General features: G+C 68.5%; 26 protein-coding genes. 15 read left to right on the forward strand and 11 right to left on the reverse strand.

The window, feature by feature from the left end; translation table 11 throughout:
- Nucleotides 1-47: 47 nt before the first annotated feature.
- The gene (gene guaA, locus GJV80_RS22535) at nucleotides 48-1,643 is read left to right on the forward strand and encodes a glutamine-hydrolyzing GMP synthase (RefSeq protein WP_154689815.1); all 1,596 of its coding nucleotides are present in this window, start codon (nucleotides 48-50) and stop codon (nucleotides 1,641-1,643) included.
- Here guaA and GJV80_RS24430 read toward each other — a convergent pair whose 3' ends face one another.
- The 3 genes from GJV80_RS24430 to GJV80_RS22550 are packed head-to-tail and all read right to left on the reverse strand — an operon-like array spanning nucleotide 1,644 to nucleotide 3,692.
- Nucleotides 1,644-2,162, reverse strand: coding sequence for a PspC domain-containing protein (locus GJV80_RS24430; protein WP_230207951.1), 519 nt, complete (start codon nucleotides 2,160-2,162; stop codon nucleotides 1,644-1,646).
- A 40-nt stretch (nucleotides 2,163-2,202) separates the two neighbouring features.
- Nucleotides 2,203-2,385 carry a hypothetical protein gene (locus GJV80_RS22545; protein ID WP_154689816.1) on the reverse strand — a complete coding sequence of 61 codons (183 nt, stop codon included), beginning with the start codon at nucleotides 2,383-2,385 and terminating at the stop codon, nucleotides 2,203-2,205.
- Nucleotides 2,382-3,692 (reverse strand): PspC domain-containing protein, encoded by a 1,311-nt coding sequence (locus GJV80_RS22550; protein WP_154689817.1) that lies wholly within the window; start codon nucleotides 3,690-3,692, stop codon nucleotides 2,382-2,384. The genes GJV80_RS22545 and GJV80_RS22550 overlap by 4 nt, the downstream gene beginning before the upstream one ends.
- Before the next feature lie 166 nt (nucleotides 3,693-3,858).
- On the opposite strand from GJV80_RS22550, the gene GJV80_RS22555 reads away from it, so the two are divergent.
- From GJV80_RS22555 to GJV80_RS22580, 6 genes are all read left to right on the forward strand, one after another.
- Nucleotides 3,859-5,244 (forward strand): ATP-binding protein, encoded by a 1,386-nt coding sequence (locus GJV80_RS22555; protein ID WP_154689818.1) that lies wholly within the window; start codon nucleotides 3,859-3,861, stop codon nucleotides 5,242-5,244.
- A 14-nt stretch (nucleotides 5,245-5,258) separates the two neighbouring features.
- On the forward strand, nucleotides 5,259-5,987 hold the full coding sequence (locus GJV80_RS22560) for a response regulator transcription factor (protein ID WP_154689819.1): 729 nt from the start codon (nucleotides 5,259-5,261) through the stop codon (nucleotides 5,985-5,987).
- Between the two features lie 25 nt (nucleotides 5,988-6,012).
- Nucleotides 6,013-6,279, forward strand: coding sequence for a GlsB/YeaQ/YmgE family stress response membrane protein (locus GJV80_RS22565; RefSeq protein ID WP_154689820.1), 267 nt, complete (start codon nucleotides 6,013-6,015; stop codon nucleotides 6,277-6,279).
- 85 nt (nucleotides 6,280-6,364) lie between these two features.
- Nucleotides 6,365-6,724 (forward strand): hypothetical protein, encoded by a 360-nt coding sequence (locus GJV80_RS22570; RefSeq protein ID WP_154689821.1) that lies wholly within the window; start codon nucleotides 6,365-6,367, stop codon nucleotides 6,722-6,724.
- Between the two features lie 12 nt (nucleotides 6,725-6,736).
- On the forward strand, nucleotides 6,737-7,183 hold the full coding sequence (locus tag GJV80_RS22575; RefSeq protein WP_154689822.1) for an Rrf2 family transcriptional regulator: 447 nt from the start codon (nucleotides 6,737-6,739) through the stop codon (nucleotides 7,181-7,183).
- A 117-nt stretch (nucleotides 7,184-7,300) separates the two neighbouring features.
- Complete coding sequence (locus GJV80_RS22580) at nucleotides 7,301-8,206, forward strand: sulfite exporter TauE/SafE family protein (RefSeq protein ID WP_154689823.1); 906 nt, start codon at nucleotides 7,301-7,303, stop codon at nucleotides 8,204-8,206.
- Here GJV80_RS22580 and GJV80_RS22585 read toward each other — a convergent pair.
- Complete coding sequence (locus GJV80_RS22585) at nucleotides 8,166-9,404, reverse strand: phosphatidylserine/phosphatidylglycerophosphate/cardiolipin synthase family protein (RefSeq protein WP_154689824.1); 1,239 nt, start codon at nucleotides 9,402-9,404, stop codon at nucleotides 8,166-8,168. The genes GJV80_RS22580 and GJV80_RS22585 overlap by 41 nt on opposite strands.
- A gap of 152 nt (nucleotides 9,405-9,556) precedes the next feature.
- Between GJV80_RS22585 and GJV80_RS22590 the strand changes: the two genes are divergently transcribed.
- Nucleotides 9,557-12,145 carry a UvrD-helicase domain-containing protein gene (locus GJV80_RS22590; RefSeq protein ID WP_230208463.1) on the forward strand — a complete coding sequence of 863 codons (2,589 nt, stop codon included), beginning with the start codon at nucleotides 9,557-9,559 and terminating at the stop codon, nucleotides 12,143-12,145.
- Between the two features lie 9 nt (nucleotides 12,146-12,154).
- Here the strand turns inward: GJV80_RS22590 and GJV80_RS22595 are convergent, their stop codons facing one another.
- The 3 genes from GJV80_RS22595 to GJV80_RS22605 all read right to left on the reverse strand — a co-directional run bounded on the left by GJV80_RS22595 (nucleotide 12,155) and on the right by GJV80_RS22605 (nucleotide 14,906).
- Nucleotides 12,155-12,670 (reverse strand): putative immunity protein, encoded by a 516-nt coding sequence (locus GJV80_RS22595; protein ID WP_154689826.1) that lies wholly within the window; start codon nucleotides 12,668-12,670, stop codon nucleotides 12,155-12,157.
- A gap of 51 nt (nucleotides 12,671-12,721) precedes the next feature.
- Nucleotides 12,722-13,789, reverse strand: coding sequence for a M23 family metallopeptidase (locus GJV80_RS22600; protein WP_195909077.1), 1,068 nt, complete (start codon nucleotides 13,787-13,789; stop codon nucleotides 12,722-12,724).
- Between the two features lie 148 nt (nucleotides 13,790-13,937).
- The gene (locus GJV80_RS22605) at nucleotides 13,938-14,906 is read right to left on the reverse strand and encodes a M23 family metallopeptidase (protein ID WP_195909078.1); all 969 of its coding nucleotides are present in this window, start codon (nucleotides 14,904-14,906) and stop codon (nucleotides 13,938-13,940) included.
- A 163-nt stretch (nucleotides 14,907-15,069) separates the two neighbouring features.
- Between GJV80_RS22605 and GJV80_RS22610 the strand changes: the two genes are divergently transcribed.
- From GJV80_RS22610 to sucD, 3 genes are all read left to right on the forward strand, one after another.
- Nucleotides 15,070-15,486, forward strand: coding sequence for a cobalamin B12-binding domain-containing protein (locus GJV80_RS22610; protein ID WP_154689829.1), 417 nt, complete (start codon nucleotides 15,070-15,072; stop codon nucleotides 15,484-15,486).
- A gap of 174 nt (nucleotides 15,487-15,660) precedes the next feature.
- Nucleotides 15,661-16,845 carry an ADP-forming succinate--CoA ligase subunit beta gene (sucC, locus tag GJV80_RS22615; protein ID WP_154689830.1) on the forward strand — a complete coding sequence of 395 codons (1,185 nt, stop codon included), beginning with the start codon at nucleotides 15,661-15,663 and terminating at the stop codon, nucleotides 16,843-16,845.
- Between the two features lie 16 nt (nucleotides 16,846-16,861).
- Entirely contained in the window at nucleotides 16,862-17,752 is an 891-nt protein-coding gene (sucD, locus tag GJV80_RS22620) for a succinate--CoA ligase subunit alpha (protein WP_154689831.1), read from the forward strand.
- Nucleotides 17,753-17,864: 112 nt separating this feature from the next.
- Here sucD and GJV80_RS22625 read toward each other — a convergent pair whose 3' ends face one another.
- A complete protein-coding gene (locus tag GJV80_RS22625) occupies nucleotides 17,865-19,397 on the reverse strand; it encodes a hypothetical protein (protein WP_154689832.1) in 1,533 nt (510 codons plus the stop codon).
- A 149-nt stretch (nucleotides 19,398-19,546) separates the two neighbouring features.
- Here GJV80_RS22625 and GJV80_RS22630 point away from each other — a divergent pair, with 149 nt between their 5' ends.
- The 3 genes from GJV80_RS22630 to GJV80_RS22640 are packed head-to-tail and all read left to right on the forward strand — an operon-like array spanning nucleotide 19,547 to nucleotide 21,825.
- Complete coding sequence (locus tag GJV80_RS22630) at nucleotides 19,547-20,905, forward strand: DUF6350 family protein (RefSeq protein ID WP_154689833.1); 1,359 nt, start codon at nucleotides 19,547-19,549, stop codon at nucleotides 20,903-20,905.
- A 10-nt stretch (nucleotides 20,906-20,915) separates the two neighbouring features.
- Entirely contained in the window at nucleotides 20,916-21,524 is a 609-nt protein-coding gene (purN, locus tag GJV80_RS22635; RefSeq protein WP_154689834.1) for a phosphoribosylglycinamide formyltransferase, read from the forward strand.
- A 1-nt stretch (nucleotide 21,525) separates the two neighbouring features.
- A complete protein-coding gene (locus GJV80_RS22640) occupies nucleotides 21,526-21,825 on the forward strand; it encodes a DUF3017 domain-containing protein (protein WP_154689835.1) in 300 nt (99 codons plus the stop codon).
- Between the two features lie 10 nt (nucleotides 21,826-21,835).
- Here GJV80_RS22640 and GJV80_RS23360 read toward each other — a convergent pair whose 3' ends face one another.
- The 3 genes from GJV80_RS23360 to GJV80_RS22655 form a co-directional block, all read right to left on the reverse strand.
- Nucleotides 21,836-22,528, reverse strand: coding sequence for a hypothetical protein (locus GJV80_RS23360; protein WP_195909369.1), 693 nt, complete (start codon nucleotides 22,526-22,528; stop codon nucleotides 21,836-21,838).
- Nucleotides 22,529-22,588: 60 nt separating this feature from the next.
- Nucleotides 22,589-22,876 (reverse strand): DUF4190 domain-containing protein, encoded by a 288-nt coding sequence (locus tag GJV80_RS22650; protein ID WP_154689836.1) that lies wholly within the window; start codon nucleotides 22,874-22,876, stop codon nucleotides 22,589-22,591.
- Between the two features lie 97 nt (nucleotides 22,877-22,973).
- Entirely contained in the window at nucleotides 22,974-23,963 is a 990-nt protein-coding gene (locus GJV80_RS22655; protein ID WP_154689837.1) for a malate dehydrogenase, read from the reverse strand.
- A gap of 137 nt (nucleotides 23,964-24,100) precedes the next feature.
- On the opposite strand from GJV80_RS22655, the gene GJV80_RS22660 reads away from it, so the two are divergent.
- Entirely contained in the window at nucleotides 24,101-25,183 is a 1,083-nt protein-coding gene (locus GJV80_RS22660) for an SGNH/GDSL hydrolase family protein (protein ID WP_154689838.1), read from the forward strand.

The following is a 25,183-nucleotide window of genomic DNA, read 5'->3' on the forward strand; positions in this document are numbered from 1 at the left end:
GACTCAGGCCCATCACACCTGCGATCGCAGAGGGCTGCCCGACGCTGATGACCACACACCCAACGCCGAACTCGACAACGAGTCCTGCTGAGGACCACGATCTGGTGATCGTGGTCGATTACGGCGCCCAGTACGCCCAGTTGATCGCCCGGCGGGTTCGCGAGGCCAACGTCTATTCCGAGATCGTCCCGCACACCGCGACGGTCGCCGAGATTCTGGCGCGCAAGCCGAAGGCCGTCATCCTTTCCGGCGGGCCGTCCTCGGTGTACACCCCTGGCGCTCCGCAGGTCGACCCCGGGATGTTCTCCGGTGACGTGCCGGTGTTCGGGATCTGCTACGGCTTCCAGGCGATGGCCCGGGCGCTGGGTGGTGAGGTGGCACGGACCGGTGGGAGCGAGTTCGGCCGGACCGCGCTGCAGGTCGGCGATCACGGTCGGCTGCTGGCCGGGCTGCCTGATCACCTGCGGGTCTGGATGAGCCATGGCGACTCCGTGGTCAAGGCGCCCGACGGCTTCGTTGCGCTGGCCGGCACCGACGGAGCGCCGATCGCGGCGTTCGAGGATCTGGGTCGCGGACTGGCCGGGGTGCAGTGGCATCCCGAAGTGCTGCACAGCGAGTCCGGTCAGCGGGTGTTGGAGAGCTTCCTCTTCGAGGTGGCCGGCGCGCGGCCGACCTGGACCGCCTCGAACATCGTCGAGGAGTCGGTGGCCGCGATCCGGCAAGAGGTCGGTGACAAACAGGTGATCTGCGCGTTGTCCGGCGGCGTCGACTCAGCTGTCGCCGCGGCGCTGGTGCAGCGGGCGATCGGTGATCAACTCACCTGCGTGTTCGTTGATCATGGTCTGCTGCGCAGGGGTGAGGCGGAGCAGGTCGAGCTGGATTTCGTCGAGGTGACCGGTGTCGATCTGAAGGTGTTCGATGCCCGCAAGCAGTTCCTGGATGCGCTTGCCGGCGTCTCCGACCCGGAACGCAAGCGCAAGATCATCGGGGCCGAATTCATCGCCTGCTTCGAACAGGCGGCCCGGGAGATCGTCGGTTCCGTCGACGGATCGGTCGAGTTCCTGGTGCAGGGCACCCTGTATCCCGACGTCGTCGAGTCCGGCGGTGGCGAGGGTGCGGCCAACATCAAGAGCCACCACAACGTGGGTGGCCTGCCCGATGATCTTCAGTTCACCCTGATCGAACCGCTGCGCACCTTGTTCAAGGACGAGGTCCGCGCGGTCGGTGAGGAACTCGGTCTGCCGGCGGCCATGGTCTGGCGGCAGCCCTTCCCCGGCCCCGGGCTGGCCATCAGGATCATCGGCGAGGTGACCCAGGAACGGCTGGACATCCTGCGTGAGGCCGATGCGATCGTTCGCGCCGAGGTGACCGCTGCCGGTCTGGACCGGGACATCTGGCAGTTCCCGGTCGTGCTGCTGGCTGATGTCCGTTCAGTGGGTGTCCAGGGCGACGGCCGGACCTACGGCCACCCCATCGTGCTCCGCCCGGTGACCAGTGAGGACGCGATGACCGCTGACTGGGGACGGCTGCCGTACGACCTGCTGGAGCGGATCAGTTCCAAGATCACCAACAGTGTCCGGGAGATCAACCGGGTGACGCTGGACATCACCAGCAAGCCGCCGGCAACCATCGAGTGGGAGTGATCAGCCCTCCGGCTTGTCGTCACCGGCCGGTTCGGGCCCCTTGTCCCCGGCCGGGCCGGGGTCGGACTGGGCGGGCGGCGTCGGGGGCTGATTGACGGTCGGGCCGCTCGGCTGGGTCGGGTGCTTGGCCCGGCTGAACAGGTCCTCAGCGCTCTGCCGCGGCGGCTGCGGCGCCGAGGTGTCGATGTTCGGGTCACGGTTCGGCCGCCACGGGGGACCAGCGGCGCCCCAGACCGGATCGCTGTGCTGCTGCGGATTCTGCTGCTGCCACCCGAACCGCGGTGCCGGACCGATCGATCCGGGCTCCCGGGGCTCGGCCTCGGGAATCAGCAGCATCATCAGCAGATAGATCGCGATGACCGGGACCGCCGCGGTGACCAGGGCGATGATCACGACGGCAACCCGGACCAGCGTCGGATCCATGTTCAGGTATTCGGCGATCCCGCCGCAGACACCGCCGATCCATCGATCGTTCCGACTGCGGCGCAGCCGGCGGGGGCGGGACTCGGGATAGTTCATGATCGTGCCTTCCGGATGAGTTGGTGGTCAGGAGCGTGGGTCAGGAGCGCGGTCGGGAAGCGGCCAGGCCGATGATCCCGATCAGAACGAGGGTCAGCGGGGCGGCGATCCGGAGTGTCGACCACTCGAGTCGGCCACCGAAGGACAACCAGAGTCCGCCGATGGCCAGCAGGGTGGCGAGCAGACCGAGGACCAGCGAGACTGCATCGGGTCGGCGCTTCATCGACGTACCTCCAGCTGGCCTTTGCCGACCTTCAGATCGACCGTGAACACCGGCCCGACGGTTGCGGCCGGAGGCTGCTCACGGAAGGAAAGGTTCGGACCGGAGCTGAGTTGTTTGCCGTCGGCGCTGATCATTCCCTCGCGGACGGTCCCGGTCACCCGGGTCGCAACGCCGCGGGGCAGTTCGACGACCAGCCGTCCGGTGCCGACCGAGGCGGTGTAGCTGCGCGACTGTTCCGGTGCGACCTGGCGCAGGTCGACGGTGAGCTGTCCGACACGCAGGTGGTCACCGGCCGGCAATTCGGCTGCCGACGTGTACTGCAGCCGCTTGATGCCGACATCACCGGCGAAGGCCGTGTTGTTCTGGGCGACCAGGGTCAGAACCATCGAGACCGCGACGACAACAGTGGCGAACGCCAGTCCGCGGGGCCGTCCGACGCGGGCGCCGACCAGCAGCGTCGTGCCGAAGATCAACAACGCCGCCGACAGGTACGCCGGGGCGGTGATCGGTGCGCCGAGTACGGACGCCACCCCGAGCCCGCTCATCGCGACACCGAGCACGATCACCGAGACCAGGCCGAGGCGGCGTGCCGCACGGCGACGCAGGCGGGTCTGCGCGGCCAGTTGTTCCATCGCACTGTCCGGTGTCGGCTCGGAATAGAGGCCGACGGGGTCGGGATGGGAGAGGAACACCTGCCGGTCCACATCGGCTGCCGGTTCGGGCGGCGCCGGGCGGAGACCGACGCCGGCGTTCGGTGCCTCGGCCGTCGAGGAGGAGGGCGCGGCTGCCGACCGCCGCATCATGGCCTGCTGGTAGTCGGCGATCCGCTGCTGCCAGGCTGTGGCGGCTTCGGTGAAGGCGGTCGGTTCGCCGGGGAATTCGGCGAACTGCAACGGTGGCGGCTGCCGGTCGTCCCGATCGGCCGGGCGTCGCCGGTTCCGGTAGTAGCCGAAGTACCAGACCGCGGCCACCACGAGCGCGGCGGTGAAGCTGAACGGCACCAGCCAGGACAGGGCGAGCGCGCCGATGATGCAGGCGGCAACGACGACGCCGATCTTCACCTCGCGCGACCAGGTACGGGTCTGCGGGACCCACTCCTCGAGTTGGGACTGATCCTTGTCCTCGGCGGGCAGCATCAGCCAGCCGGCCGCGTACAGGACGAGTCCGATGCCGCCGCTCAGGGCGAGCACGGCGAATCCGACGCGGACCAGCATCGGGTCGACGTCCCAGGCGTCTGCCAGACCGGCCGACAGCCCGCTGACCTTGCGATCGGTCGCGCTGCGTCGGACCGTCCAGATCGAACTCATGGCATCAATACTGGTGCGCCGGGCCGCGTCGCACCATCAGGGACCACCCCAGCCGACGCCGATTCGCCGCGTCGAACCGAATGGCCAGGTCAGGGCGGCAATCAGGGTGCTGGTGCGGGCTAACCCTGCTGCCCCCGGGCCCAGATCGTGCAACTCTTGGTATGACATGGTTTCCATCGGCGCTCAAGGCCGGTCCGGCTCCCAGCTCGAGTCCGGGCCGGTGCGGGCGCGCCCTGAATCCGGCGAGGAGTCGCCCACCGACTCGGTCCGGGATCAGGTGCTGCAGACAGCGGCGCGCAAGGCCGAGGAAGAGACCGCCCCCGGACGTCGGCGGGCGACCCGGGTCAGCGACGGAGCGCTGCTCGGTGGCGTGTGCACCGGCCTGGCGCGTCACCTCGGCTGGCCCGTGATGGTGCTGCGCATCGGATTCGTCGCCCTGGCCATCACCCAGTTCGTCGGCGTCATCGCCTATGCCGCCCTCTGGCTGTTGATGCCGCCGGAGACCCGCACCGCCGCCCCCGGGCTCGAGGCGCACAGCCGGCAAGGACTGCGGCAGGAGACCAAACACCGGCGGCGCTCCGACTGGGGCGTCCTGCTGGCCCTGGTCGTCTTGGGCGCCGGGCTGATCTGGTTGTTGCAGATGACCGGGCTCGGCATCCGGCAGCAGATCTTCTGGCCGGTGGCCTTCGCCTGCGCCGGCGCCGCACTGGTCTGGCGACAGGCCGACACCGCGCGGCAGAACCAGTGGAAGAAGGACGCCGGCGGTCGGGTCTGGTTGGCGCCGCTGGTCGCCCGGGGCGGGTGGCCGTCGATCATCCGGGTGGTGATCGGACTGGCCCTGGTCGGTGCGGCGTTCGGCATCGTCGTCGCCCAGCAGAACCAGATCCAGCAGCTTCCCGACGTGTTGGCCATGACCGTGCTCGCACTGGCGGGGCTCGCCGTGGTCGCCGCACCCTGGCTGCACCGGTCGCGCAGCGCATTGAACGAGGCCCGGGCAGAGAAGGTCAGGGCCGACGCCCGAGCCGACATGGCCGCCCATCTGCACGACTCGGTGCTGCAGACGCTGGCGCTCATCCAGCGCCAGTCCGACGACCCCAAGCAGGTCCAGCGGCTGGCCCGCCGCCAGGAACGGGAACTGCGTACCTGGCTGTACGGCGAGGAGGTCTCCGACGCCACCTTGAAGGCCGCGCTGACCAACGCCGCCGCCGACATCGAGGACGACCGCGCCATCCCGGTCGAGTTGATCATGGTCGGTGACTGCGACCTGACCGAGTCGCTGCAGCCGATCATCCGGGCGACCCGGGAGGCGATCGTCAACGCCGCCAAGCACTCCGGCGCCGACAAGATCGACGTGTACGCCGAGGTGTCGGAGGAGAACGTGGAGATCTTCGTCCGCGATCGCGGCAGGGGATTCGATCAGAACGACATCGACGAGGACCGGATGGGCGTCAAGGGCAGCATCATCGGGCGGATGGCCCGCCACGGTGGCACCGCCCGGATTCGCAGCGGTCCCGGCGAGGGAACCGAAGTACGACTGGAGATGCCCCGATGACAAAGGACCGCCCGATGACCGAGCAGCGCAACGAGTTCACCCAGCCGGACACCCTGGGAAGGGCCGGTAGCGACGCAGGGACGCCGGTCGAACGTCGCCCCGACGACCCGCGCAGCGTGGTCATCGTCGATGATCACGCGATGTTCCGCAGCGGTGTACGGCACGAGATCGGCAACCGGTGTCGGGTGCTCGGCGAGGCCGAGGACGTCGATTCGGCAGTGCGGGTGATCCTGCAGGCCAAGCCGGATGTCGTACTGCTCGACGTCCACCTGCCCGGCGGTGGCGGGGTCGAGGTGTTGAATCGGGTGCATCAGAAGAATCCGGAGCAGAAGTTCCTGGCATTGTCGGTCTCCGACGCGGCGGAGGACGTGATCGGGGTGATCCGCGGCGGTGCCCGCGGTTACGTCACCAAGTCGATCAGCGGGCCCGAGTTGATCGACGCCATCCGCCGGGTCGCGGAGGGCGACGCGGTGTTCTCACCGCGGCTGGCGGGCTTCGTGCTGGACGCATTCTCCGGTGCCATCGACATCGCCAGTGTCGACGAGGACCTGGATCGACTGTCCCCGCGGGAGCGGGAAGTGATGCGATTGATCGCCCGCGGGTATGCCTACAAAGAGGTGGCCAAGGAATTGTTCATCTCGATCAAGACGGTGGAGACCCATGTCAGCAGCGTGTTGCGCAAGCTGCAACTCTCCAACCGTCACCAGCTGACCCGGTGGGCGACGGACCGCCGCCTGGTCTGAGTCTCGAGGAGAAGAGGGGCATCACATGACCATCATCGGAACCATCATCGCCGGACTCGTCGTCGGCATCCTCGCCCGCGTCGTGCTACCCGGCAAGCAGGCATACGGATGGATCGTCACCATCCTGCTCGGCATCGGCGGTGCCTTGATCGGGTACTGGCTCGCCTCAATGATGGGCGTCGCCGAGACCGGGGGGATCGACTGGATCCGCTGGATCCTCAGCGTCGCCGTTGCCGCCGTGTTGAGCGTGATCTTCAGCGCCATCACCAAGCGGCGGAAGGAGGTCCTCTGACCCCCGCCCCACGGCCAGGTCCCGCCCGCCGACCGGCTCGTCGCGCCTGCGACCCGAGCCGGTCGGGGGCTGCTAGTTTGCCCACATGGAGCTGGCCGACGAGATCGTCCTGCTACTGCACCTGATCGGCTTCGCCGCCCTCTTCGGCGGCATTCTCGTCCAGATCAGGGTGCGGGAGCCGGAGGTCAATGCGGCCATGCTGCACGGCTCGTACACGATGCTGGTCACCGGCCTGGCACTGGCCGTTCTCGCCTGGACCGGCGGCGGTCCCGGGAACGACGACCAGGTCAACGTCGCCAAGCTGGTGACCAAGCTCGTGATCGCGGCGATCATCGCCTTCCTGGTGATCATCAACCGCCGGTTCACGTCCATCCCGAGGGGATTGTGGTCGCTGCTCGGTCTGCTCACCCTGGGTAACGCCGTCCTGGCCGTCCTCTGGCAGTAATCTTCATTCCCTATGAGACTTTCAGCGCGCGTGGACTACGCCCTCCGGGCCGCCGCCGAGCTGGCCGCGGCGGGTGGGCCTCGCACGCTGGACCAGCTCGCCGCCGCCCAACAGATTCCTGCCAAGTATCTGGAGAGCATTCTGGGCGAGATGCGCCGGGGCGGCATCCTGCGCAGCCAGCGAGGGCCGGAGGGCGGCTACCGCCTCGGCCGGCCCGCGGAGCAGATCAGCATCGCCGACATCATCCGAGTGCTGGACGGCGAACTCGCCAACGTCCGCGGCAGCCGGCCGGAGAACCTCGAATACACCGGTGCGGCAGTGCCGCTGCAACAGGTCTGGATCGCACTCAGAGCGAGTGAGCGGTCGATCCTGGAACAGGTCACCCTCGCCAACATCGCCAGCGCCACCATGCCGCAGACGATCGCAGACCTGATCGCCTCGCCCGCCGCCTGGTCCTAGAGGGTGCTCGTCAACAGACCGATCGCCATGGCGTTTCCACTTTCCCTACTCTATATGTAGGATAGGTTGGGTCTGCAGGGATAGTTCCCTTCGAGAAGCAACGGAAGGCGGATCCAGATGCGCAAGCTCGTCGTGGTCGGCATCGTCGGACTGCTGGCCCAACTGGTCGACGGCGCACTGGGAATGGGCTACGGCGTGACGTCGACGAGTCTGTTGGTCGGCCTGGCCGCGCTGTCCCCGGCAGCGGCCTCGGCATCGGTGCACCTGTCCGAGATGGCCACCAACATCGCATCGGGTGTCGCGCACTGGCGGCTGAAGAACGTCGACTGGAAGGTCGTCGCCCGGATCGCCCTGCCGGGCGCGATCGGCGCGTTCCTCGGCGCCACCGTGCTCTCCCGGCTGTCGACGCAAGGAGCTGCGCCGCTGATGTCGGGCATCCTGCTGGCGCTGGGCATCTACCTCTTCATCCGGTTCCTGATCGGTATCAAGCCACGGCTGGCCGGCCGCCCGACGCTGCGCCTGCTGGCCCCGCTCGGGCTGTTCGCCGGATTCATCGACGCCACCGGAGGGGGCGGCTGGGGACCGGTCGCGACTCCTGCGCTGCTGACCGACGGCCGGATGCCGCCACGCAAGGTGATCGGTTCGATCGACACCGCCGAATTCTGCGTCAGCGCGGCCGCAAGCATCGGCTTCGTCGTTGCGCTGGGATCCCAGGGGATCCACTGGGGCCTGGCACTCGCGTTGCTGGTCGGCGGTGTGATCGCAGCGCCGATCGCCGCCTACCTGGTGCGCATCGCTCCGGCCCACCTGCTGGGCATCGCGGTCGCCGGGCTGATCCTGCTGACGAACACCCGGACCATCCTGAAGACGGCCGACTCGCCGGCGGACCTCAGCTGGACGCTGTATGCGGTGATCTTCGCCGCGACCGTCCTCGGGTTGGTCTTCGTCGCCCTCCGCCACCGGAACCGGAGGACCGCCGAGGTCACAGCAACGGCCGGAACGGCGTCAGCACACTCTCGCTGAACTTCACCATCACCGGGCGGCTGTGCCACTCGTCCAGGGTGAGTTCACGACAATTGCCGGAGTCGACGTCGAAGATCTCCTCCAGTTGCCGGGCGACGGCATCGGAGAACACCTCGATGTTGATCTCGTAGTTGCCGGCCAACGACAGCCGATCGATGTTGGCTGTACCGATCGTCGACCAGTGTCCGTCGATCGAGGCGGTCTTGGCGTGCACCATCGCACCCTGGTACAGGAACAGCCGTACACCGCCGCGGAGCAGTTGGGTGTAGAAGCCGCGGGACAGCCAGTCCGCGACAATGTGGTTGGACTCCTCAGGGACGATGATCCGCACGTCGACGCCCCGGTCAGCGGCCTGGGTCAGGGCGCGCACCATGTCGTCGTCGGGGATCAGATAGGCGTGGGTCAGGTAGATATGGTCACTGGCCCGGTCGATCGCCTCCAGGTACATGCCGCGGATCGGGAACACCAGGTTGCGCGGCACGTTCCGGTAGAGCCGGATGTTGGGCTGCCAGACCAGCCCACCGGTGTCCGGCAACGTCGGTAGCCGGCGGCGCGGGAACAGGTTCCAGTAGTCGATGAAGGCGTTCTGCATGTCCCAGACGATGTCGCCGGTCAGCCTCGCGTGCGTGTCACGCCAGTTGGTGGCGTACAGCGACCCGATGTTGTAGCCGCCGATGAAGGCGACATCGCTGTCGACGACCACCAACTTGCGGTGGTTGCGTCCCAGCCGCCTGGGCAACGGGAGTGTCCGACCGGCGACCCGGTGCGGCTTGACCTTGATGTTGGGGTGTCCCGGGAAGCGGAAGAACGACCGCGGTACGACGAGGTTGGCGAACTCGTCATAGACGATGTAGACCCGTACGCCCCGGTCGGCGGCCGCGATCAGCTCGTCCTTGAACCGTTGACCGACCTCGTCGCCCTTCCAGATGAATGTCTCGAAGAAGATCTGCTTCTTGGCCTGCCGGATCGCGCCGAGCATGTCGGCGTACAGGTCCTCACCGTAGGTGTAGACGGTGACTTCCGAGCCGCCGGCGGTGACCGACCGCGGCGGCACGCGGGGGAAGACCACCGGCCCGCGCTTCTTCTTGCGGCGGTGGTCGACGACCGCCAGCGAGGCCAGGGTCACCGCCTGCGCGGCGACGGCCGCGAGCGCCGTACGACGCAGGATCTTTCGCATCGGTACCCGGCGCAGCCACATGGCGACAAGCGTAGCCGCCGCAGAAGACCGCTCCGCCGGTCGGCGACGCGGCTGTCCGCCACCACTACTAGGCTGGTCCGGTCATGGCCACAGCATCATCCTCCGCCGGTAATCCGAGCGACACCGCGCGCCCGACGCCGCAGGAGGATGCGCTGTTCCCCGAGGCCGATCGGGCGCGCCGGCGCAAGGACCGCAAGCGCACCAAGGACCTGCTCGACGGGCTGAATCCGCAGCAGCGCCAGGCGGTCACCCACGAGGGCGGCCCGGTCCTGGTCGTCGCCGGCGCGGGTTCTGGCAAGACCCGCGTGCTGACCCGCCGGATCGCCTATCTGGTGGGGGAGCGCAATGTGCATCCCGGCTCCATCCTGGCGATCACCTTCACCAACAAGGCCGCGGCCGAGATGCGCGAGCGGGTTGTGGAACAGGTCGGCAACCGGGCGAAGTTGATGTGGGTCTCCACCTTCCACTCCGCGTGCGTCAGGATCCTGCGTTCCGAGATCGGCCGCTTCGGGATGTCCCGTACCTTCTCGATCTACGACGACACCGACGCCAAGCGGCTGATGCAGTTGGTCTGTCGTGATCTTTCCCTCGATCCCAAGCGCTTCCCGCCCCGTGCGGTGCTGAACTGGGTGTCCAACCTGAAGAACGAACTGGTCGACACCGAGTCGGCCGGTGATCGGGTGAACACCGCTCTGGAAGAGGGCTATCTGGAGGCGTACAAGGAGTACCAGCAGCGGCTGACCGCGGCCAACGCGCTGGACTTCGACGATCTGATCATGACCACCGTGCACCTGATGCAGGCGTTTCCCGAGGTGCGGGAGCAGTATCGTCGGCGGTTCCGGCATGTGCTGGTCGACGAGTACCAGGACACCAACGTCGCCCAGTACGCGCTGATCCAGCAGTTGTGCGGGGAGATCGCCGACCCGGACGACGATGCGCCGGTGGCAGCACCGGCGGAGCTGATGGTGGTCGGTGACTCCGACCAGTCGATCTATGCCTTCCGCGGCGCAACGATCCGCAACATCCTCGACTTCGAGACCGACTTCCCCGGCGCCGAAACGATCTTGCTCGAGCAGAACTACCGGTCGACCCAGAACATCCTGGACGCCGCCAATGCGGTGATCAGCAACAACCAGGGCCGGACCGAGAAGCGATTGTGGTCCGATGCCGGCAAGGGCGAGCAGCTGGTCGGGTACGTCGCCGACACCGAGCACGACGAGGCGCAGTTCGTGGCCGGCGAGATCGACGAGCTGACCGACCAGGGCAAGATCAAATACAGCGATGTCGCGGTGTTCTACCGGACCAACGCCCAATCCCGGGCCTTCGAGGAAGTCTTCGTCCGTGTCGGGTTGCCGTACAAGGTGGTCGGCGGCGTGCGGTTCTACGAACGGCGGGAGATCCGCGATGCGATCGGCTATCTGCGGGCGATCGCCAACCGGACCGACGACGTGTCACTGCGCCGCATCCTGAACGTGCCGAAGCGCGGTATCGGTGACCGCGCCGAGGCAGCGGTCGAGGCATACGCGGCCGAACAGCAGATCAGCTTCGGCGACGCGCTTCGCCGGGTCGATCAGATTCCGGGGATCGCCGCTCGGTCGGCCAAGCAGATCGCCGCGTTCACGGCCTTCATGGACAAGTGCGAGCGGATGGTCGCCGACGGTGCGCCTGCCGACCGGGTGCTCACCACGGTGCTGCAGGATTCCGGGTACCTGACCGAGTTGCACGAGTCGAGCGATCCGCAGGACGAGACGCGGATGGAGAACCTGGTCGAACTGGTTGCGGTGGCCCGGGAGTTCGTGACAACAGGGGCAGCGCCGCTCGGCGGCACCCCGGGCGCGGGACTCGAGGCGCTGAGCACCGATCCGACGATCGCGTACGGCTATCAGCTGCCGGCCCCCGAACCGGTGAAGACCCCGGACGCCGCTCCGGAGGACAGCCTGTTCGCCGAGGGCCTGTTCGCCGTCGACGAGCCGGAGACGGCGCCGTCGATCCTCGAAGAGGTGACGGTCGGGCCGGAGGCCGACCAGCTGACCGGCACCGAATTCGAACTCGGCGCCGGCGCACCGGAGCCCGACGTCTCGCTTGGGGCCTTTCTGGAGCGCGTCGCGCTGGTTGCCGATGCCGACCAGATCCCCGATGCGCCGGGCGGCGAGAGTACGGGAATGGTCACCCTGATGACCCTGCACACCGCCAAGGGACTCGAGTTCGACACGGTCTTCCTCGGCGGGATGGAGGACGGGATCTTCCCGCACCAGCGGGCACTGGGCGACCGGACCGAGCAGGAGGAGGAGCGGCGGCTTGCCTATGTCGGTCTGACCCGCGCCCGCAAGCGGCTCTACCTGACCCGGGCAGTGGTCCGGTCGGCCTGGGGTGCGCCGCAGCACAATCCGCCCAGCAGGTTCCTGGCCGAGATCCCCGACGAGCTGATCGACTGGCGCCGTACCGAGGGAGCGGTGACCAGCTGGCGCTCCTCCTCGGCCACCTCCCGATGGGAGCGGGAACGCGCCAAGGACGAGGCGACGGCGCGCTGGCGCAACACGATCGGCTTCGGCAGCCCGCTGCCGAAGAAGAAGGAGATTCCCAGCCTGGCGCCGGGCGACCGGGTGCTGCACTCGGTCTTCGGCATGGGCAGCGTGGTGGCCACCTCGGGTGCCGGTGAGAACGCCAAGGCCGACGTGGACTTCGGGTCCGCCGGCATCAAACGCCTCAGCCTGAAGCACGCGCCCCTGGAGAAGCTCTGACCTGATCGGTCAGACCTCGAACACCGACCAGCAGATGGCGTTGCGCCGCCGCTGGTCCTCCAGCACCAGCTCGCGGATGGGGTCGGCCAGCTGGTCGCGCTGCCACCGGCACTCCCGACGGCCGGCGGCTTCCCCGTCACCATCGGCTGCCGCGGCCCGTACCGCCTTGATCGCGTACGCCGCTGCCCCCAGGTCATGTTCGGCGACGTGGGCGACGACCGCGGCCTGACCGGCCGCGTAGGCGGCGAAACGCGGCGCGCCGACCAGATCTCGCGCCGCGCCCATCGCGTGACCGCCGGCCGCGCGAGTATCCATCATCCCGAGTTCGCCGCGCACCCAGGCACGGGCCGCCTCGATGGCGTGACGCGGGCGGGTGTCGTCAGGTCGTACCGCCTCGAAGAACCCAAGGACATGCTCGGCGCAGGTCGCCGCCCACAGGGCCAGGAGATGATGATCGGAATCGGTGAGCGTACCGCCGCGGCGGATCGTGATCAGTCGAGGATCCCTCTCCTTGGACAGGATCATGATTCGATCCTCCCGCGGCCGGGTACCACCGGCCCGATGCAGGTGACCAGATCAGATGTGCAGCCCGTGCGCGACGAACCACGGCGCAGGGTTGACCGCCGAGTAGACGTCACCCGGGGTGACGCCGGCGGGGTAGAGCTCCACGTGCGTGTGCGGGCCGAAGGCACGACCGGTCATGCCGACGTGCCCGATCAGCTGCCCACCGCTGACCTGCTGTCCGCTGCTCACCGCAACCGACGACATGTGAGCGAAGAGCATCTGCTCGCCGTTGGCGAACTTGATCACGACGTAGTTGCCGGCCCAACTGCTGGCCGGGCCGATGCCCGCGTTGGTCACCACGCCGTTCGCGGTGGCGTGGATCGGGGTGCCGATCGGCGCAGCGAAGTCGATACCGGTGTGGTAGCGGGCCCAGGCCCCGACCTGGCCGAAGGTGGCCGCGATGGTGAACTGGCCGGGGTTGACCGGCAGATGGGCCTGGCCGTCGCCACCGGAGACGGTGTAGTCGCCCGAAGCCGTGTCGCCGACCGAACCGGCGCGATCGTCCGAGCCGGCAGCGGCAACGCGGGCGAGTTCCCGTCGGCGGGCCTCCTTGCTGAGCTTGCTGGACAGCTTCTCGGTCTTGTCGGCCGTGGACTTCAGCGCCTTGGCGCGAGCCTGCGCCGCAGCCTCGGTCCTGGCGTCCTGGCCGCCGGTGTCGACGACCTTGGCGTTGGCCTGGGCGTCCCGGCGGGCGCTCATGTCGACCGTCCCGTCCAGCGGTTCGCCGGACTTCGGGTCGGTCCCGGCCAACGCCTGGCGCTGAGTGGAGCGGCTGGTGCCGGTGGTGCGCTGCGACGCCGGATGGTCACCGGCGGACTGGCTTACGGAGAATCCTGGTTCGGCGGCGCCGGTTGACTCGTGGGCCCAACCGGTGACCGCGACGGCGCCGGCAGCTCCGAGCCCGAGCGCGGAGATCGCCAGAGCGGCGAGCCCGTTCCGGAGCCAACCCCGCTTGTCCTTCTCGATCTCCTCGATGGCACGACGGGCGCGCGAATGCCGGAAGGCGCCTGATGCCGTCACACCGAGGCTTCTGAAGCCCTTCAGCGACGGGTCGCCCTGGCGGCGCGGTTGCGATGGCACGCGGGATGTACTCCTTGGTCGTCGATTGCCGGTGGCGCGGTAATGTCCCCTACCGGGCTGCAGGCACCCGAAGACCATAACGGACGCATAACGGAAGTCCAAACCCCCTCTCCGGGGATCTGTGGACAAATTGCGGTGCCGTTGAGGATTACCGGGGGTGAACGCCAATACTTGCCAGCCACGGCACCGGGTCGACGGCACGATAGACGTCGCCGAAGCGGACTCCGGGTGGATACACCTCGAAATGCAGGTGCGGACCGAATGCCCGTCCGGTCTGCCCGACCCGGCCGATGACCTGGCCCGCCGCGACCTGTTGTCCGACCGTTGCGCCGATCCACGACATGTGGCAGTACATGGTGGTCACGCCGTCGGCGTGCCGGACCGCAACATGGTTGCCCGCCCAATCACCGGTGTTCCCGGCGAACACCACGACCCCCGCGGCGGCGGCGTGGATCGGCTCTCCGTAGGCCGCCCGGAAATCGTCTCCGGTGTGATAGCTGGACCATGAGCCGTAGGCCCCGAACGGTGCGCCGATCACTCCGGACGCGATGGGCAGCGCCCCGCCCTGGCTGTTCGCGGCCTGGCTGTCGAGTGAGCCGGTGGGCGCCGCGAGCGCGTCCGCCGGCGGTTCCAGCCCCTGTGCACGCTGTTGTTCGGCCGCGGCCCGGGCTGCCGCGTAGGCCCGGCGGAGTTCCTCGAGCTTGGCCTTGGCCGCGGCGACGATCTGCCGGTGCTGCCGCTCGGCGAAGATCCTGGTCTGGTGGTCCGCCGTCTGTTCCGACTCGTCGGCCAGCGCCCGGTGTCGCTTGTCGGCCAGCAGTTGGTCGTTGGTCTGGATGAGGGATTGTTGTTCGGCCGCCAGTTGGTAGTGCCGCTGGACGGCGACCATCCTGGTCTGCGCCGGGGTGTTGAGGCGTACCACCGGAGCGGAACCGTCGGTGGGGTCGTAGACGGCGATCGGTGGCGGGCCGGAGGCGGGCTGCTCCGCGGCCTGGGATCGGGTCGGCGCGGTGAGGTTTGTGCTCGCGGCAACCAGGATGCCGACGCCGCTGATCATCGCCACCGCGGCCACTGCAGACGCCCAGACCCGGATCCACCCCGCGACGTCGGAGCGCACGCTGCGCAAAGTCGTCCCGGGCAGTGGGCGACGGAATCTCTTCGGTGCGGCTCGTAACACGGCTCTCCTCGGCAACGCCGACGCGTTCCAGTGTTCCACCGCCTCGGTGCATCCGCTGCCGAGTGCGAGGAAAATCCGCGGGCCGCGCGGTAACGTCGGCTGCATGGAGACACCGTCGGCCCCACTGAGGATCGTTGTCGCCAAACCTGGGCTGGACGGGCACGACCGCGGCGCCAAGGTCATCGCCCGGGCACTCCGTGACGCAGGCATGGAGGTGATCTACACCGGACTGCATCAGACGCCCGAGCAGATCGTCGCGACCGCCATCGCCGAGGACGCCGACGGGATCGGCCTGTCGGTGCTCTCGGGTGCGCACATGACGCTGTTCGCGCGGGTGACGGAGTTGCTGAAGGAATCCGGTGCCACCGACATCGTGGTGTTCGGCGGCGGCATCATCCCCGAGGAGGACCGCGCGCCGCTGGCGGAGATGGGAGTCGCGGGCATCTTCACGCCGGGGGCCAGGATGGACGAGATCGTCGACTGGGTCCGCCGAAACGTTCGCCGTACCGCTTCACTCTGAGCACGCCTGAACCCGCCCGCACCGGCTGTCGGCCGGCTGCGGGCCCGTCCACCCGGGTGGTCGCCCGGATCCGTGCCGGGGCTAGGCTGCGGCTCGTCTGCTACCGCGGACCGAATCAAACCGTCAGGCGTCACCAAACGCGAATACAAACAGCGAATATCGGAGGTAGGGCGCGTGGATCTGTACGAGTACCAGGCGCGTGATCTGTTCGAGGCCCACGGCGTCCCCGTTCTGCGCGGCATCACCGCGGCGACGCCGGACGAGGCGAGGTCGGCGGCGGCAGACCTGGGCACCCCGGTGGTCGTCGTCAAGGCCCAGGTGAAGACCGGTGGCCGCGGCAAGGCCGGGGGTGTCAAGATCGCCAAGAGCCCCGATGAGGCCGCGGCGCGCGCAGAGGAGATCCTCGGCCTGGACATCAAGGGTCACGTCGTGGCGAAGCTGATGATCGCCGAGGGCGCCGACATCGCCGAGGAGTACTACTTCTCGGTCCTTCTGGATCGCGCCAACCGGCAGTACCTGGTGATGTGCTCCGTCGAGGGCGGCATGGAGATCGAGCAACTGGCCGAGGAGCGACCGGAGGCACTCGCCCGGGTGCCGGTCGATCCCGTGGTGGGCATCGACGAAGCCAAGGCGGCCGAGATCGTCCAGCAGGCGGGCTTCGACGCCGAGACCGGTGCCAAGATCATCCCGGTGTTGATAAGACTCTTCGACGTCTACGTCAAGGAGGATGCGACGCTGGTCGAGGTCAACCCGCTGGTGAAGACGGGCTCGGGCGAGATCATCGCCCTGGACGGCAAGGTCACCCTGGACGACAACGCCGCCTTCCGGCATCCGGACCACGAGGCGCTGGTGGACAACGCCTCGACCGACCCGCTCGAGGTCGCGGCCAAGGAGAAGGGGCTCAACTACGTCAAGTTGGACGGCGAGGTCGGCATCATCGGCAACGGCGCAGGTCTGGTGATGAGCACACTCGACGTCGTTGCGTACGCCGGCGAGGAGGTTGCCGGCACGCCCAAGCCGGCCAACTTCCTCGACATCGGCGGCGGCGCCAGCGCCGAGGTGATGGCGAACGGGCTGGAGATCATCCTGTCCGACGATCAGGTGAAGAGCGTCTTCGTCAACGTCTTCGGCGGCATCACCGCCTGCGACGCCGTGGCCAACGGCATCGTCCAGGCGTTCGATCTGCTGGGCAAGCGTGGTGACGAGGTGACCAAGCCGCTGGTCGTACGGCTCGACGGGAACAACGCCGACGAGGGTCGCAGGATCCTGACGGACGCGGCACTGCCCGGACTCGAGCAGGTCGACACCATGGACGGCGCGGCGAAGCGGGCCGCCGAACTCGCCGGCGCGGCGAACTGAACGGGAGCGGACAGCAATGGCAATTCTTCTGAACGCAGACTCCAAGATCATCGTCCAGGGCATGACCGGCTCCGAGGGGCGCAAGCACACCGCCCGGATGCTGGCGTCGGGTAGCAATGTCGTCGGCGGCGTCACCCCGGGCAAGGGCGGCCAGAGCGTCGACTTCGAGGGCACCGATGGCACCGTCACGCTGCCGGTCTTCGGATCGGTCGGCGAGGCCAGGGACGCCACCGGCGCGAACGTGACGGTGATCTTCGTCCCGGCCAAGTTCGCCAAGGCAGCGGTCGTCGAGGCGATCGAAGCCGAGATCCCGCTCGCAGTGGTGATCACCGAAGGCATCCCGGTCAAGGACTCCGCCGAGTTCTACACGCTGAGCAAGGACTCCAAGACCCGGCTGATCGGTCCGAACTGTCCGGGACTGATCACTCCGGGCGTCTCCAACGCCGGGATCATCCCGGCAACGATCACCAAGCCCGGCCGGATCGGTCTGGTGTCCAAGTCGGGCACGCTGACCTACCAGATGATGTACGAACTGAGGGACATCGGCTTCTCGACCTGCGTCGGCATCGGCGGTGACCCGGTGATCGGGACCACCCACATCGACGCGCTGAAGGCGTTCCAGGACGATCCCGACACCGACGCGATCGTGATGATCGGCGAGATCGGCGGCGACGCGGAGGAGCGGGCCGCGGACTTCATCAAGGCCCACGTCACCAAGCCGGTGGTCGGCTACGTCGCGGGCTTCACCGCCCCGGAAGGCAAGACGATGGGGCACGCCGGCGCGATCGTCTCCGGGTCGTCCGGCACCGCGGAGGCCAAGAAGGCGGCCCTCGAGGCGGCCGGGGTCAAGGTCGGCAAGACGCCGAGCGAGACCGCTGAGCTGATGCGCAAGATCATGAACGGCTGACCGCCGTCTCCCCACCCGTCACCCGCCACCACGTTCTTCCCGCACCGCGCACTGCATCCCGCACCGGGTACACCCGGTGCGGGATGCAGTAGCTGGTGCGGCAAGGGGTGGACTAGCGCACCTGGGTGGCGCGTTGCGCGGCCCGGACGGTCAGCGTCTCCCACTGATCCTGGGTCAGATCCCAGTCCGGGGTGCGCGGCAGGAAGGTGTAGACGAGCTTGTTGCCGGCGGCGACGATGCCGACCCGGTACTTCGAGGTCTTGTTCGCGCTGATCTTCTGGCTGACCAGGGCGACCGAACCGGAGATCGCCGTGTCATCGGCACCGGTGCCCGACACGGTGGAGAGGTCGTTGACGTCCGCGGTCGGCAACCGGTCGGAGCAGTTCTTGAGGTTCTTGGTGATCAGGTCGGCCTCGTCGGAGGCCGCCTTGTCCGATTTCATCGTCAGGGTGATCTGGTCCAGGCCGAAGGTCTCCGGCATGCCCTTCGGCTTGTCGACGAGGATGTAGCTGCGGGCAGCTCTGCTGTCGGCGGAGATCGTGTTGAAGTCGACGTTCTCACAGCCCGAGGTGACCACGTCGGCCGGTGAGCCGGGGGACAGTCCACCCCAGGTGCCGGTGTGGCTGGTCGGGACCGGGATGTCGGCCAACGCCAGGAAGCCCGGCTCGTCGCCGGCGACCGGAGGCGGCCCGTCAGCGATGTGCGGGTTGCTGGCGCACACCCCGATGGCCGCCGTGCACTGCCGATCGGTGAGCCGGCCGAGTGCGGTGGCCGCCTTGTCCAGGTCGGGCTCGGTCTTGGCCTGGGCGATGTCGACAACATTGACCAGGCGTCCGGTGCGGTTGGCGACCACGGCACGGTAGGTGTTCTTGGCGGGATCCTTCAGCAGGACCGCCGTCGCCTGGTCGCCGAGTCCGGTGATCACCCGGGCCGAGGCGATGTAGCTGCCCTTCAGGTTGCACTCGCCGAGGGACTTGGCGATCAGGGCGAACGACTCGGTGGCCAGTTCGGCCGACTTGTACGCCTCGGCAAGGTGCAGCGCGGTCGGTCCGTTGCTGGCTGTGGTCAATGTCCGGACCACGCCTTCGGCCGGGATCGGCGCGTCGTCCTGGGGCTCGGCCAGACACGCCGGCACGGGGGAGTCCGGCGTTCCGGCCGGCTGGTCGGCGGTGATCTTCCAGCGCTGATCGATCACCGACTTGGCCAGCGCCGGGTTCAGCATCGCCTGGTCATTGACCATGCTGGTGTCGATCGGCGCCGTGGCCGACGGTGCCGGGGGCTGCACGGACGGCGTGCCCCGTTGGTCGGACCAGAACAGATAGCCGACGGTGAGGGCGGCAACCAGGACCAGGGCGATGACGCCGCCGAGCACGAACCGGCGGCGGCGGTGCGGAGGCACGGCCGTTTCGGCGACGTTGTCACGGTGGCCGACATCGGGTCGATCGGCCCGGTCGACATCCGAGGCCGCGACGCTGTCCCGCAGTTGCTGCAGTTCCGCCCGCCGCTCGGCACGCCGGGACGCGGCGATCCGGTCCTCTGTGGTCGGCTGGGTGGCCGTTTCGCTGGGTTGGGCGGTCTCGGCAGCTTCGCCCTCGTCGGCGCGGGCCCGGCGCGGTCGGTAGTCCCCCTGCTTCTTGCCGACCATGCGCGAACGAACTCCCTGCTGACGTGCTGATTCACCGGGCATCCGGCGGGCTCGCCGTCCGGCAGGCCGCTCTCGGGCCGTTGGGAACTGTACCTGCTCGGGCGTGTCTGTCCCAGATTGCAGCGACCGCGGGAGAGCATGGACGAGCCATGGCCTCGCTGCTCTCTTCCCGCCGTTCCGGCCGGTCCTCACGCCGGCAGGCCCCGGATGTACCCCTGACGACCGCCCGCGCGGAGGAGGCCGGGTCCGATCCGGCGCCGTACGGTCCGCGGTACGGCTGGCAGCTGCTTGTCGTCGGCGGAGTCCTGGCGACCGCGGTCGCCGGCTGGATCCTGGTGGCAGGGCTGACCGTCGTCGGCTGGTTGGCCGCCGACCCGGGTGATCTCGGCGCCGCGATGCACACCGGGACCAGGTTGTGGTTGCTGGCCAACGGGACCCCTGCCGACCTGGCCGGGGTGCACTGGTCGCTGACACCGCTCGGGATGAGTCTGGTGATCGCGTTCATGATCAGTCGGTTCACCCGGGCGGCCGTCAGGTACGCCGATCCGGACGACTCCGAGGCGCTCCGGGTGATCCTCGGTGCGGCCGGTCTGGCCACCGTCGGTTACGCCGTGATCATCGCCGCGGTCGGGCTCAGCTCCGGTGCGGAGATCACCCGCGGCGTCGTCGGTGCCGCGTTGCTGGCGGCGCTCGGCGGGCTGTGGGGCGCCGTCCGTGGCGCCGACCTCCGGCTGACCGCCCGCTGGCCGGTCTGGGCCAGGTCGCTGCCCGTCGCGATCGCCGGCGCTCTCGGCGTGCTGCTGCTCGCCGGCGTCGCCGTGCTGACCACCGGGATCGTTGCGAACGCGGACCGGATCGCCTCGCTGACCGCCGGACTCGGCGCCGGGGCGGTCGGCGGGATCGCGCTGTGGGCGGCGCAGGCCGCCTTCGCACCCAACGTCATCGTTTGGTGTGCCAGCTATGCCCTGGGAGCCGGTTTCCGGATCGGCCAGGGTTCGGTGGTCGCGCCGTCGGATTCCAGCCTCGGTCTGTTGCCGTCGATCCCGATCCTCGGCGCGCTGCCGGGGAGCGGGCCGGGCAACGAGTTGAATCTGCTCTGGCTCCTCTCGGGCGTCGCCGCCGGCGCCGTTGCCGCGGTGCTTGTGGTCCGCGGTCGACCGGCCGCCCGGCCCGACGAGACGTCCCTGGTCGGCGGGCTGGCAGCCGTGGTGGCGGCCCTGGTCTTCGCCGGGCTGGCGTGGACCACCGGTGGCGATCTCGGCGACGGTCGACTGACCGGCGCCGGACCGCGATCGGTGGAGCTGCTGGTGATGAGCTGCACGCTGCTCGGGTTGTCCGGGATGATCTGCGGCCTGCTGCTGGGCGTCATCGGGCTGCTCCGCAGACGGTCGCAATCGCGGGCCGACCGGTCGATGGAGGAGGACGACACCGTTGCGGTGGACGTGCCTCCGGGGGCCGAGAACGACACGACCCGGATCCCGGTCGGGGCGAAGGGCGGCTCCGACTAGGCTGCGCGGCGTGGCATTTCGCGTGGTCGTGCTGGTCTCGGGGTCCGGGACCCTGCTGCAGTCGTTGATCGACGCGCAGGCAACTGCGGGGTTCGGCGCCCGGATCGTGGCGGTCGGCTCGGACCGGAGCGGCATCGAGGGCCTTGAGCGCGCCGACCGCGCCGCGATACCGACCTTCAGTCATCCGCTGGCCAAGGGCGCGGACCGGGCGCAATGGGATCGTCAGCTCACCGACCTGGTGGCCGGGTATCAGCCGGACCTCGTCGTCCTGGCCGGTTTCATGAAGCTGGTCGGCTCAGCGTTCCTGGAGCGGTTCGGCGGACGGATCATCAACTCCCACCCGGCGCTGCTGCCGTCGTTTCCAGGCATGCACGGAGCCCGGGATGCACTGGAGTACGGCGTCAGGATCACCGGCTCGACGGTGTTCCTCGTCGACGAGGGTGTGGACAGCGGAGTGATCCTGGACCAGGCAGCGGTCGAGGTACGCGACGACGACACGGCGGACACGCTGCACGAACGGATCAAGGTCACCGAGCGCGAGTTGCTGGTCAGGGTGGTGCAGCGGCTGGCCGGCCATCCCTGGCGGATCGACGGCCGGAAGGTCCGCTGGGACGACTGAGATGGAAGCCGAACGCAGGCGGGTGCCGCCGACCACGCCCGCCGAGGTGGCGCCGCTGGCTGTCGTTGTGGGGGGCATGCTGGCCGGTGTCGTCGTCGTGGTGCTGGGTCACTGGAGATTCGGCAGCATGATCATCGGGGTCTTCCTGACCGCCGGCGGGGTCGCTCGATTGGCGCTCAACGACCGCGCGGGTCTGCTCAGGGCCAGGAACCGGTTCTTCGACGTGATCGCGTTGCTGGGGATGGGCATCGCGATCATCGTGCTTGCCATCGTCGTACCCAACGGCACTCCGGCTCCGTAGCCCCGACCGGTCAGGAGGAGGTGCTGGCGATCGCCGCCGCGATGAGCACGATCACGTAGATCAGCACACCCAGGCCCTGCAGGATCACCGAGATGATGCCGCAGATCCGTCCGGCGTTGACCGTACCGCGATTGGTGTACGCACCGGGGTTGGCGTCGATCTCCCGGAGTGCCCGGTTGCCCATCACCCAGGCGGCGATGCCGAGGCCGAAGCAGATCACGATGCCGAGGATGCCGAAGATCAGGATCATCGTGCCCTGGGGATGTTCCCGGGGCGCTCCGCCGTAGCCACCGTAGGGCTGGGCCGAGGTCCCGTATCCCGAAGCGCCGTATCCCGACGATCCGTAGTCCGATGACCCGTACGGCTGCGCCCCGTACGATCCCGGCGTGCCACCCGGCTGGGCGCCACCCGGCTGGTTGCCGTATCCGGAGGCCGGCGTCCCGTAGCTGGAGGGCGTTCCATAACCCTGGCCCGGCGGCTGCTGCCCGTAGCCCGGCGGCTGCTGCCCGTAGTCAGGTTGCTGACCGTAACCGGGCTGCTGACCGTAGCCCGGCTGTTGCTGACCGTAGCCAGGCTGCTGTCCCGACTGATCGCCGGACTGGTTACCCGACTGGTTACCGGACTGGTTGCCCGACTGATCGCCGGACTGGCCACCCGAACCCGACTGGTCGTCGTAGGGGTTGGAACCGTAAGGAGAACTCATGACCACATCATTTCGTCTTCACGCGACCTGCGCGAGTTGTTGAAGCCGCCGATCCACAAGTCAGCTGCCCTGGCCGAGGCCGGACAGACGGACGATGAAGCCGACGACGACGATGACCAGGCCGATGATCCCCAGGATCCGGCCGGCATTGACCGTTCCGCGGTTGCTGTACGCCGACGGGTTGGCGTCGATCTCCTTCAACGCCCCGTTGGCGAGGACGATGGCGATGATCGCGCAGGGCAGGCAGCCGACCAGGCTGACGATGCCGAGGATCAGGACCGGAACACCACGCGGATGGGCTTGCGGCTGTGCCGCACCGTAGGGCTGCTGGCCATAGGGAGTAGTCACAAGCTCAGCATGTCGGATCAGGGGGCCAGGCCAGGATAGAAATACCGATCGACCCGTCCGGCTTGAGCCAATCCTGATCTTCGGTGGCTCGCCGTGGTCAGATCAGCCCGAGGCTCTTGACGGCCTCCGCCTCGTCCCGCAGCTCAGCGAGGGAGGCGTCGATCTTGGCCCGGGAGAACTCGTTGATCTCCAGTCCCTGAACGATCTCGTACTCGCCGTCCCGCACGGTCACCGGGAAGGAACTGATCACTCCCTCGGCGATGCCGTACGAGCCGTCGGTCGGTACGGCCATCGAAACCCAGTCGCCCTCGGGCGTACCGGTCAACCAGGTGCGGGCCGCCTCGAGCGTGGCGTTGGCGGCGCTGGCTGCCGAGCTGGCGCCGCGCGCCTCGATGATCGCCGCGCCCCGCTGCTGGACGGTCGGCAGGAACACCGACTCCACCCAGTCCTGATCGCTGATCACCTCGGCCGCGGACTTGCCGTTGATCTTGGCGTTGAACACGTCGGGGTACTGGGTGGCGGAGTGGTTGCCCCAGATCGTCACGTTGCTGACCTCGCTGACCGCGACCCCGGCCTTGGCCGCCAGTTGTGCCTTGGCCCGGTTGTGATCAAGACGGGTCAGCGCGTTGAACCGTGAGTCCGGGATGTCGGGTGCGTTGCTGGCAGCGATCAGTGCGTTGGTGTTCGCCGGATTCCCGGTGATCAACACCTTGACATCGTCGGCCGCGTGATCGTTGAGCGCCTTGCCCTGGCCGGAGAAGATGGCGCCGTTGGCCTGCAGCAGATCCGAACGTTCCATGCCCTTGCTCCGCGGCCGGGCACCGACCAACAACGCCAGGTTGACACCGTCGAAGACGGTGTTGGCGTCGTCACCGATCTCGATTCCCGCCAACGTCGAATAGGCGCAGTCCTCCAGCTCCATCACCACACCCTCCAGCGCCTTGAGCGCGGGAGTGATCTCCAGGAGACGCAGTTCGACCGGTTGGTCCGGGCCGAGCAGTTCACCGGAGGCGATCCGGAACAACAAGCTGTAGCAGATCTGGCCTGCGGCACCGGTGACGGCGACCTTGACAGGGGCGGGGCTCATGACTGTCTCTCCTCGGATGCATACCAGTGGGTCGACTGGACGACCCGGTCCTGACGCTAGCAAGATGTGGCGACACGGTGACCTGCCGGGTGGCGTGAGACTGCCCACAGTTCGGGCGGACAGAGGGAGTCGCATCCATGGCTGAGATGTCTGAGGAGTTCGACGAGGAGTTCGACGAGGAGTTCGGTTGGCATCCACTCGGTGAGCCGGAGGGTCGGGGCTGGCCGATGCCCCAGACGCTGCGGATGACCGATCGGCTGCCGGCCCGTGCCCGGCGACTGGTTCCCGAGCCGGTCTGGGAACTCAGTCGGCATTCCGCCGGCCTGTATCACCGGTTCCGCACCGACGCCGCCGAAATCGCGGCGCGCTGGACCGTCAATCTCGAGCCGGTCGCCCTCGGGCACATGCCGGCCAGCTCGTGCAGTGGCCTGGACCTGTACGCGGCCGACGACAGGGGCAGGCTGCGCTGGGCCGCGGTCGGCGCGCCGACCGGCATCGGCACAACGACCGCCAGACTGCTCACCGGCATCCGGCCGGCCGACTCCGGGCTGCGCGAATACCGGCTCTACCTGCCGCTGCACAACCAGGTCGACGACGTCGCGATCGGAGTCCCGCCCGGGGCGCGCCTGGAGATCGTTGATCATGATCCGACGCCGCCGGTGCTCTACTACGGAACATCCATCGTGCACGGCATCGCCGCCTCCCGGTGCGGGATGGCGATGCCGGCCCAGCTCGGTCGCATCCTCGGCCGGCCGGTGATCGGCCTCGGCTTCTCGGGTAATGCCCGGATGGAGGTCGAGCTGGCGGCGCTCTACGCCGAACTCGACGTTGCGGCGTACCTGATCGACTGCCTGCCCAACATGACGGCCGAGCAGGTGGCCGATCGCGCGGAGCCCTTCATCCGGCGGCTGCGGCAGGACCGGCCGACCACGCCGATCCTGCTGATCGAGGACCGGACGATGACCGATGCCTGGATCCGGGAGGGCGTCGACCAGGGGCACGCCGAGCGGCGGGCGGCACTGCGACGGGCCTACCAGAGACTCGTCGGCTCCGGGGACACGAACCTGCACTATCTTGCGGCGACCGGCCTGCTCGGCGCCGACGACGAGGGCACCGTCGACGGGTCGCACCCGACCGACCTCGGGTTCACCAGGATGGTGACCCACCTGGTCCCCGCGTGTCAGAAACTTGTCGGTCCGGCCGGTGGGCAGGTCGGTTAG

This window comes from Microlunatus sp. Gsoil 973 (assembly GCF_009707365.1).
GTDB lineage: Bacteria > Actinomycetota > Actinomycetes > Propionibacteriales > Propionibacteriaceae > Microlunatus.

Coding starts and splice junctions, on each gene's coding strand:
- sucD (WP_154689831.1), top strand. CDS start 16,862: ATGGCAATTCTTCTGAACGCAGACTCCAAGATCATCGTCCAGGGCATG.
- GJV80_RS22550 (WP_154689817.1), bottom strand. CDS start 3,692: ATGAGTTCGATCTGGACGGTCCGACGCAGCGCGACCGATCGCAAGGTC.
- GJV80_RS22625 (WP_154689832.1), bottom strand. CDS start 19,397: ATGGTCGGCAAGAAGCAGGGGGACTACCGACCGCGCCGGGCCCGCGCC.
- GJV80_RS23360 (WP_195909369.1), bottom strand. CDS start 22,528: ATGAGTTCTCCTTACGGTTCCAACCCCTACGACGACCAGTCGGGTTCG.
- GJV80_RS24430 (WP_230207951.1), bottom strand. CDS start 2,162: ATGAACTATCCCGAGTCCCGCCCCCGCCGGCTGCGCCGCAGTCGGAAC.
- GJV80_RS22660 (WP_154689838.1), top strand. CDS start 24,101: ATGGCTGAGATGTCTGAGGAGTTCGACGAGGAGTTCGACGAGGAGTTC.
- GJV80_RS22585 (WP_154689824.1), bottom strand. CDS start 9,404: ATGTGGCTGCGCCGGGTACCGATGCGAAAGATCCTGCGTCGTACGGCG.
- GJV80_RS22570 (WP_154689821.1), top strand. CDS start 6,365: ATGGAGCTGGCCGACGAGATCGTCCTGCTACTGCACCTGATCGGCTTC.
- GJV80_RS22595 (WP_154689826.1), bottom strand. CDS start 12,670: ATGATCCTGTCCAAGGAGAGGGATCCTCGACTGATCACGATCCGCCGC.
- GJV80_RS22545 (WP_154689816.1), bottom strand. CDS start 2,385: ATGAAGCGCCGACCCGATGCAGTCTCGCTGGTCCTCGGTCTGCTCGCC.
- GJV80_RS22555 (WP_154689818.1), top strand. CDS start 3,859: ATGGTTTCCATCGGCGCTCAAGGCCGGTCCGGCTCCCAGCTCGAGTCC.
- GJV80_RS22580 (WP_154689823.1), top strand. CDS start 7,301: ATGCGCAAGCTCGTCGTGGTCGGCATCGTCGGACTGCTGGCCCAACTG.
- GJV80_RS22655 (WP_154689837.1), bottom strand. CDS start 23,963: ATGAGCCCCGCCCCTGTCAAGGTCGCCGTCACCGGTGCCGCAGGCCAG.
- GJV80_RS22575 (WP_154689822.1), top strand. CDS start 6,737: ATGAGACTTTCAGCGCGCGTGGACTACGCCCTCCGGGCCGCCGCCGAG.
- GJV80_RS22565 (WP_154689820.1), top strand. CDS start 6,013: ATGACCATCATCGGAACCATCATCGCCGGACTCGTCGTCGGCATCCTC.
- GJV80_RS22630 (WP_154689833.1), top strand. CDS start 19,547: ATGGCCTCGCTGCTCTCTTCCCGCCGTTCCGGCCGGTCCTCACGCCGG.
- GJV80_RS22610 (WP_154689829.1), top strand. CDS start 15,070: ATGGAGACACCGTCGGCCCCACTGAGGATCGTTGTCGCCAAACCTGGG.
- guaA (WP_154689815.1), top strand. CDS start 48: ATGACCACACACCCAACGCCGAACTCGACAACGAGTCCTGCTGAGGAC.
- GJV80_RS22640 (WP_154689835.1), top strand. CDS start 21,526: ATGGAAGCCGAACGCAGGCGGGTGCCGCCGACCACGCCCGCCGAGGTG.
- GJV80_RS22560 (WP_154689819.1), top strand. CDS start 5,259: ATGACCGAGCAGCGCAACGAGTTCACCCAGCCGGACACCCTGGGAAGG.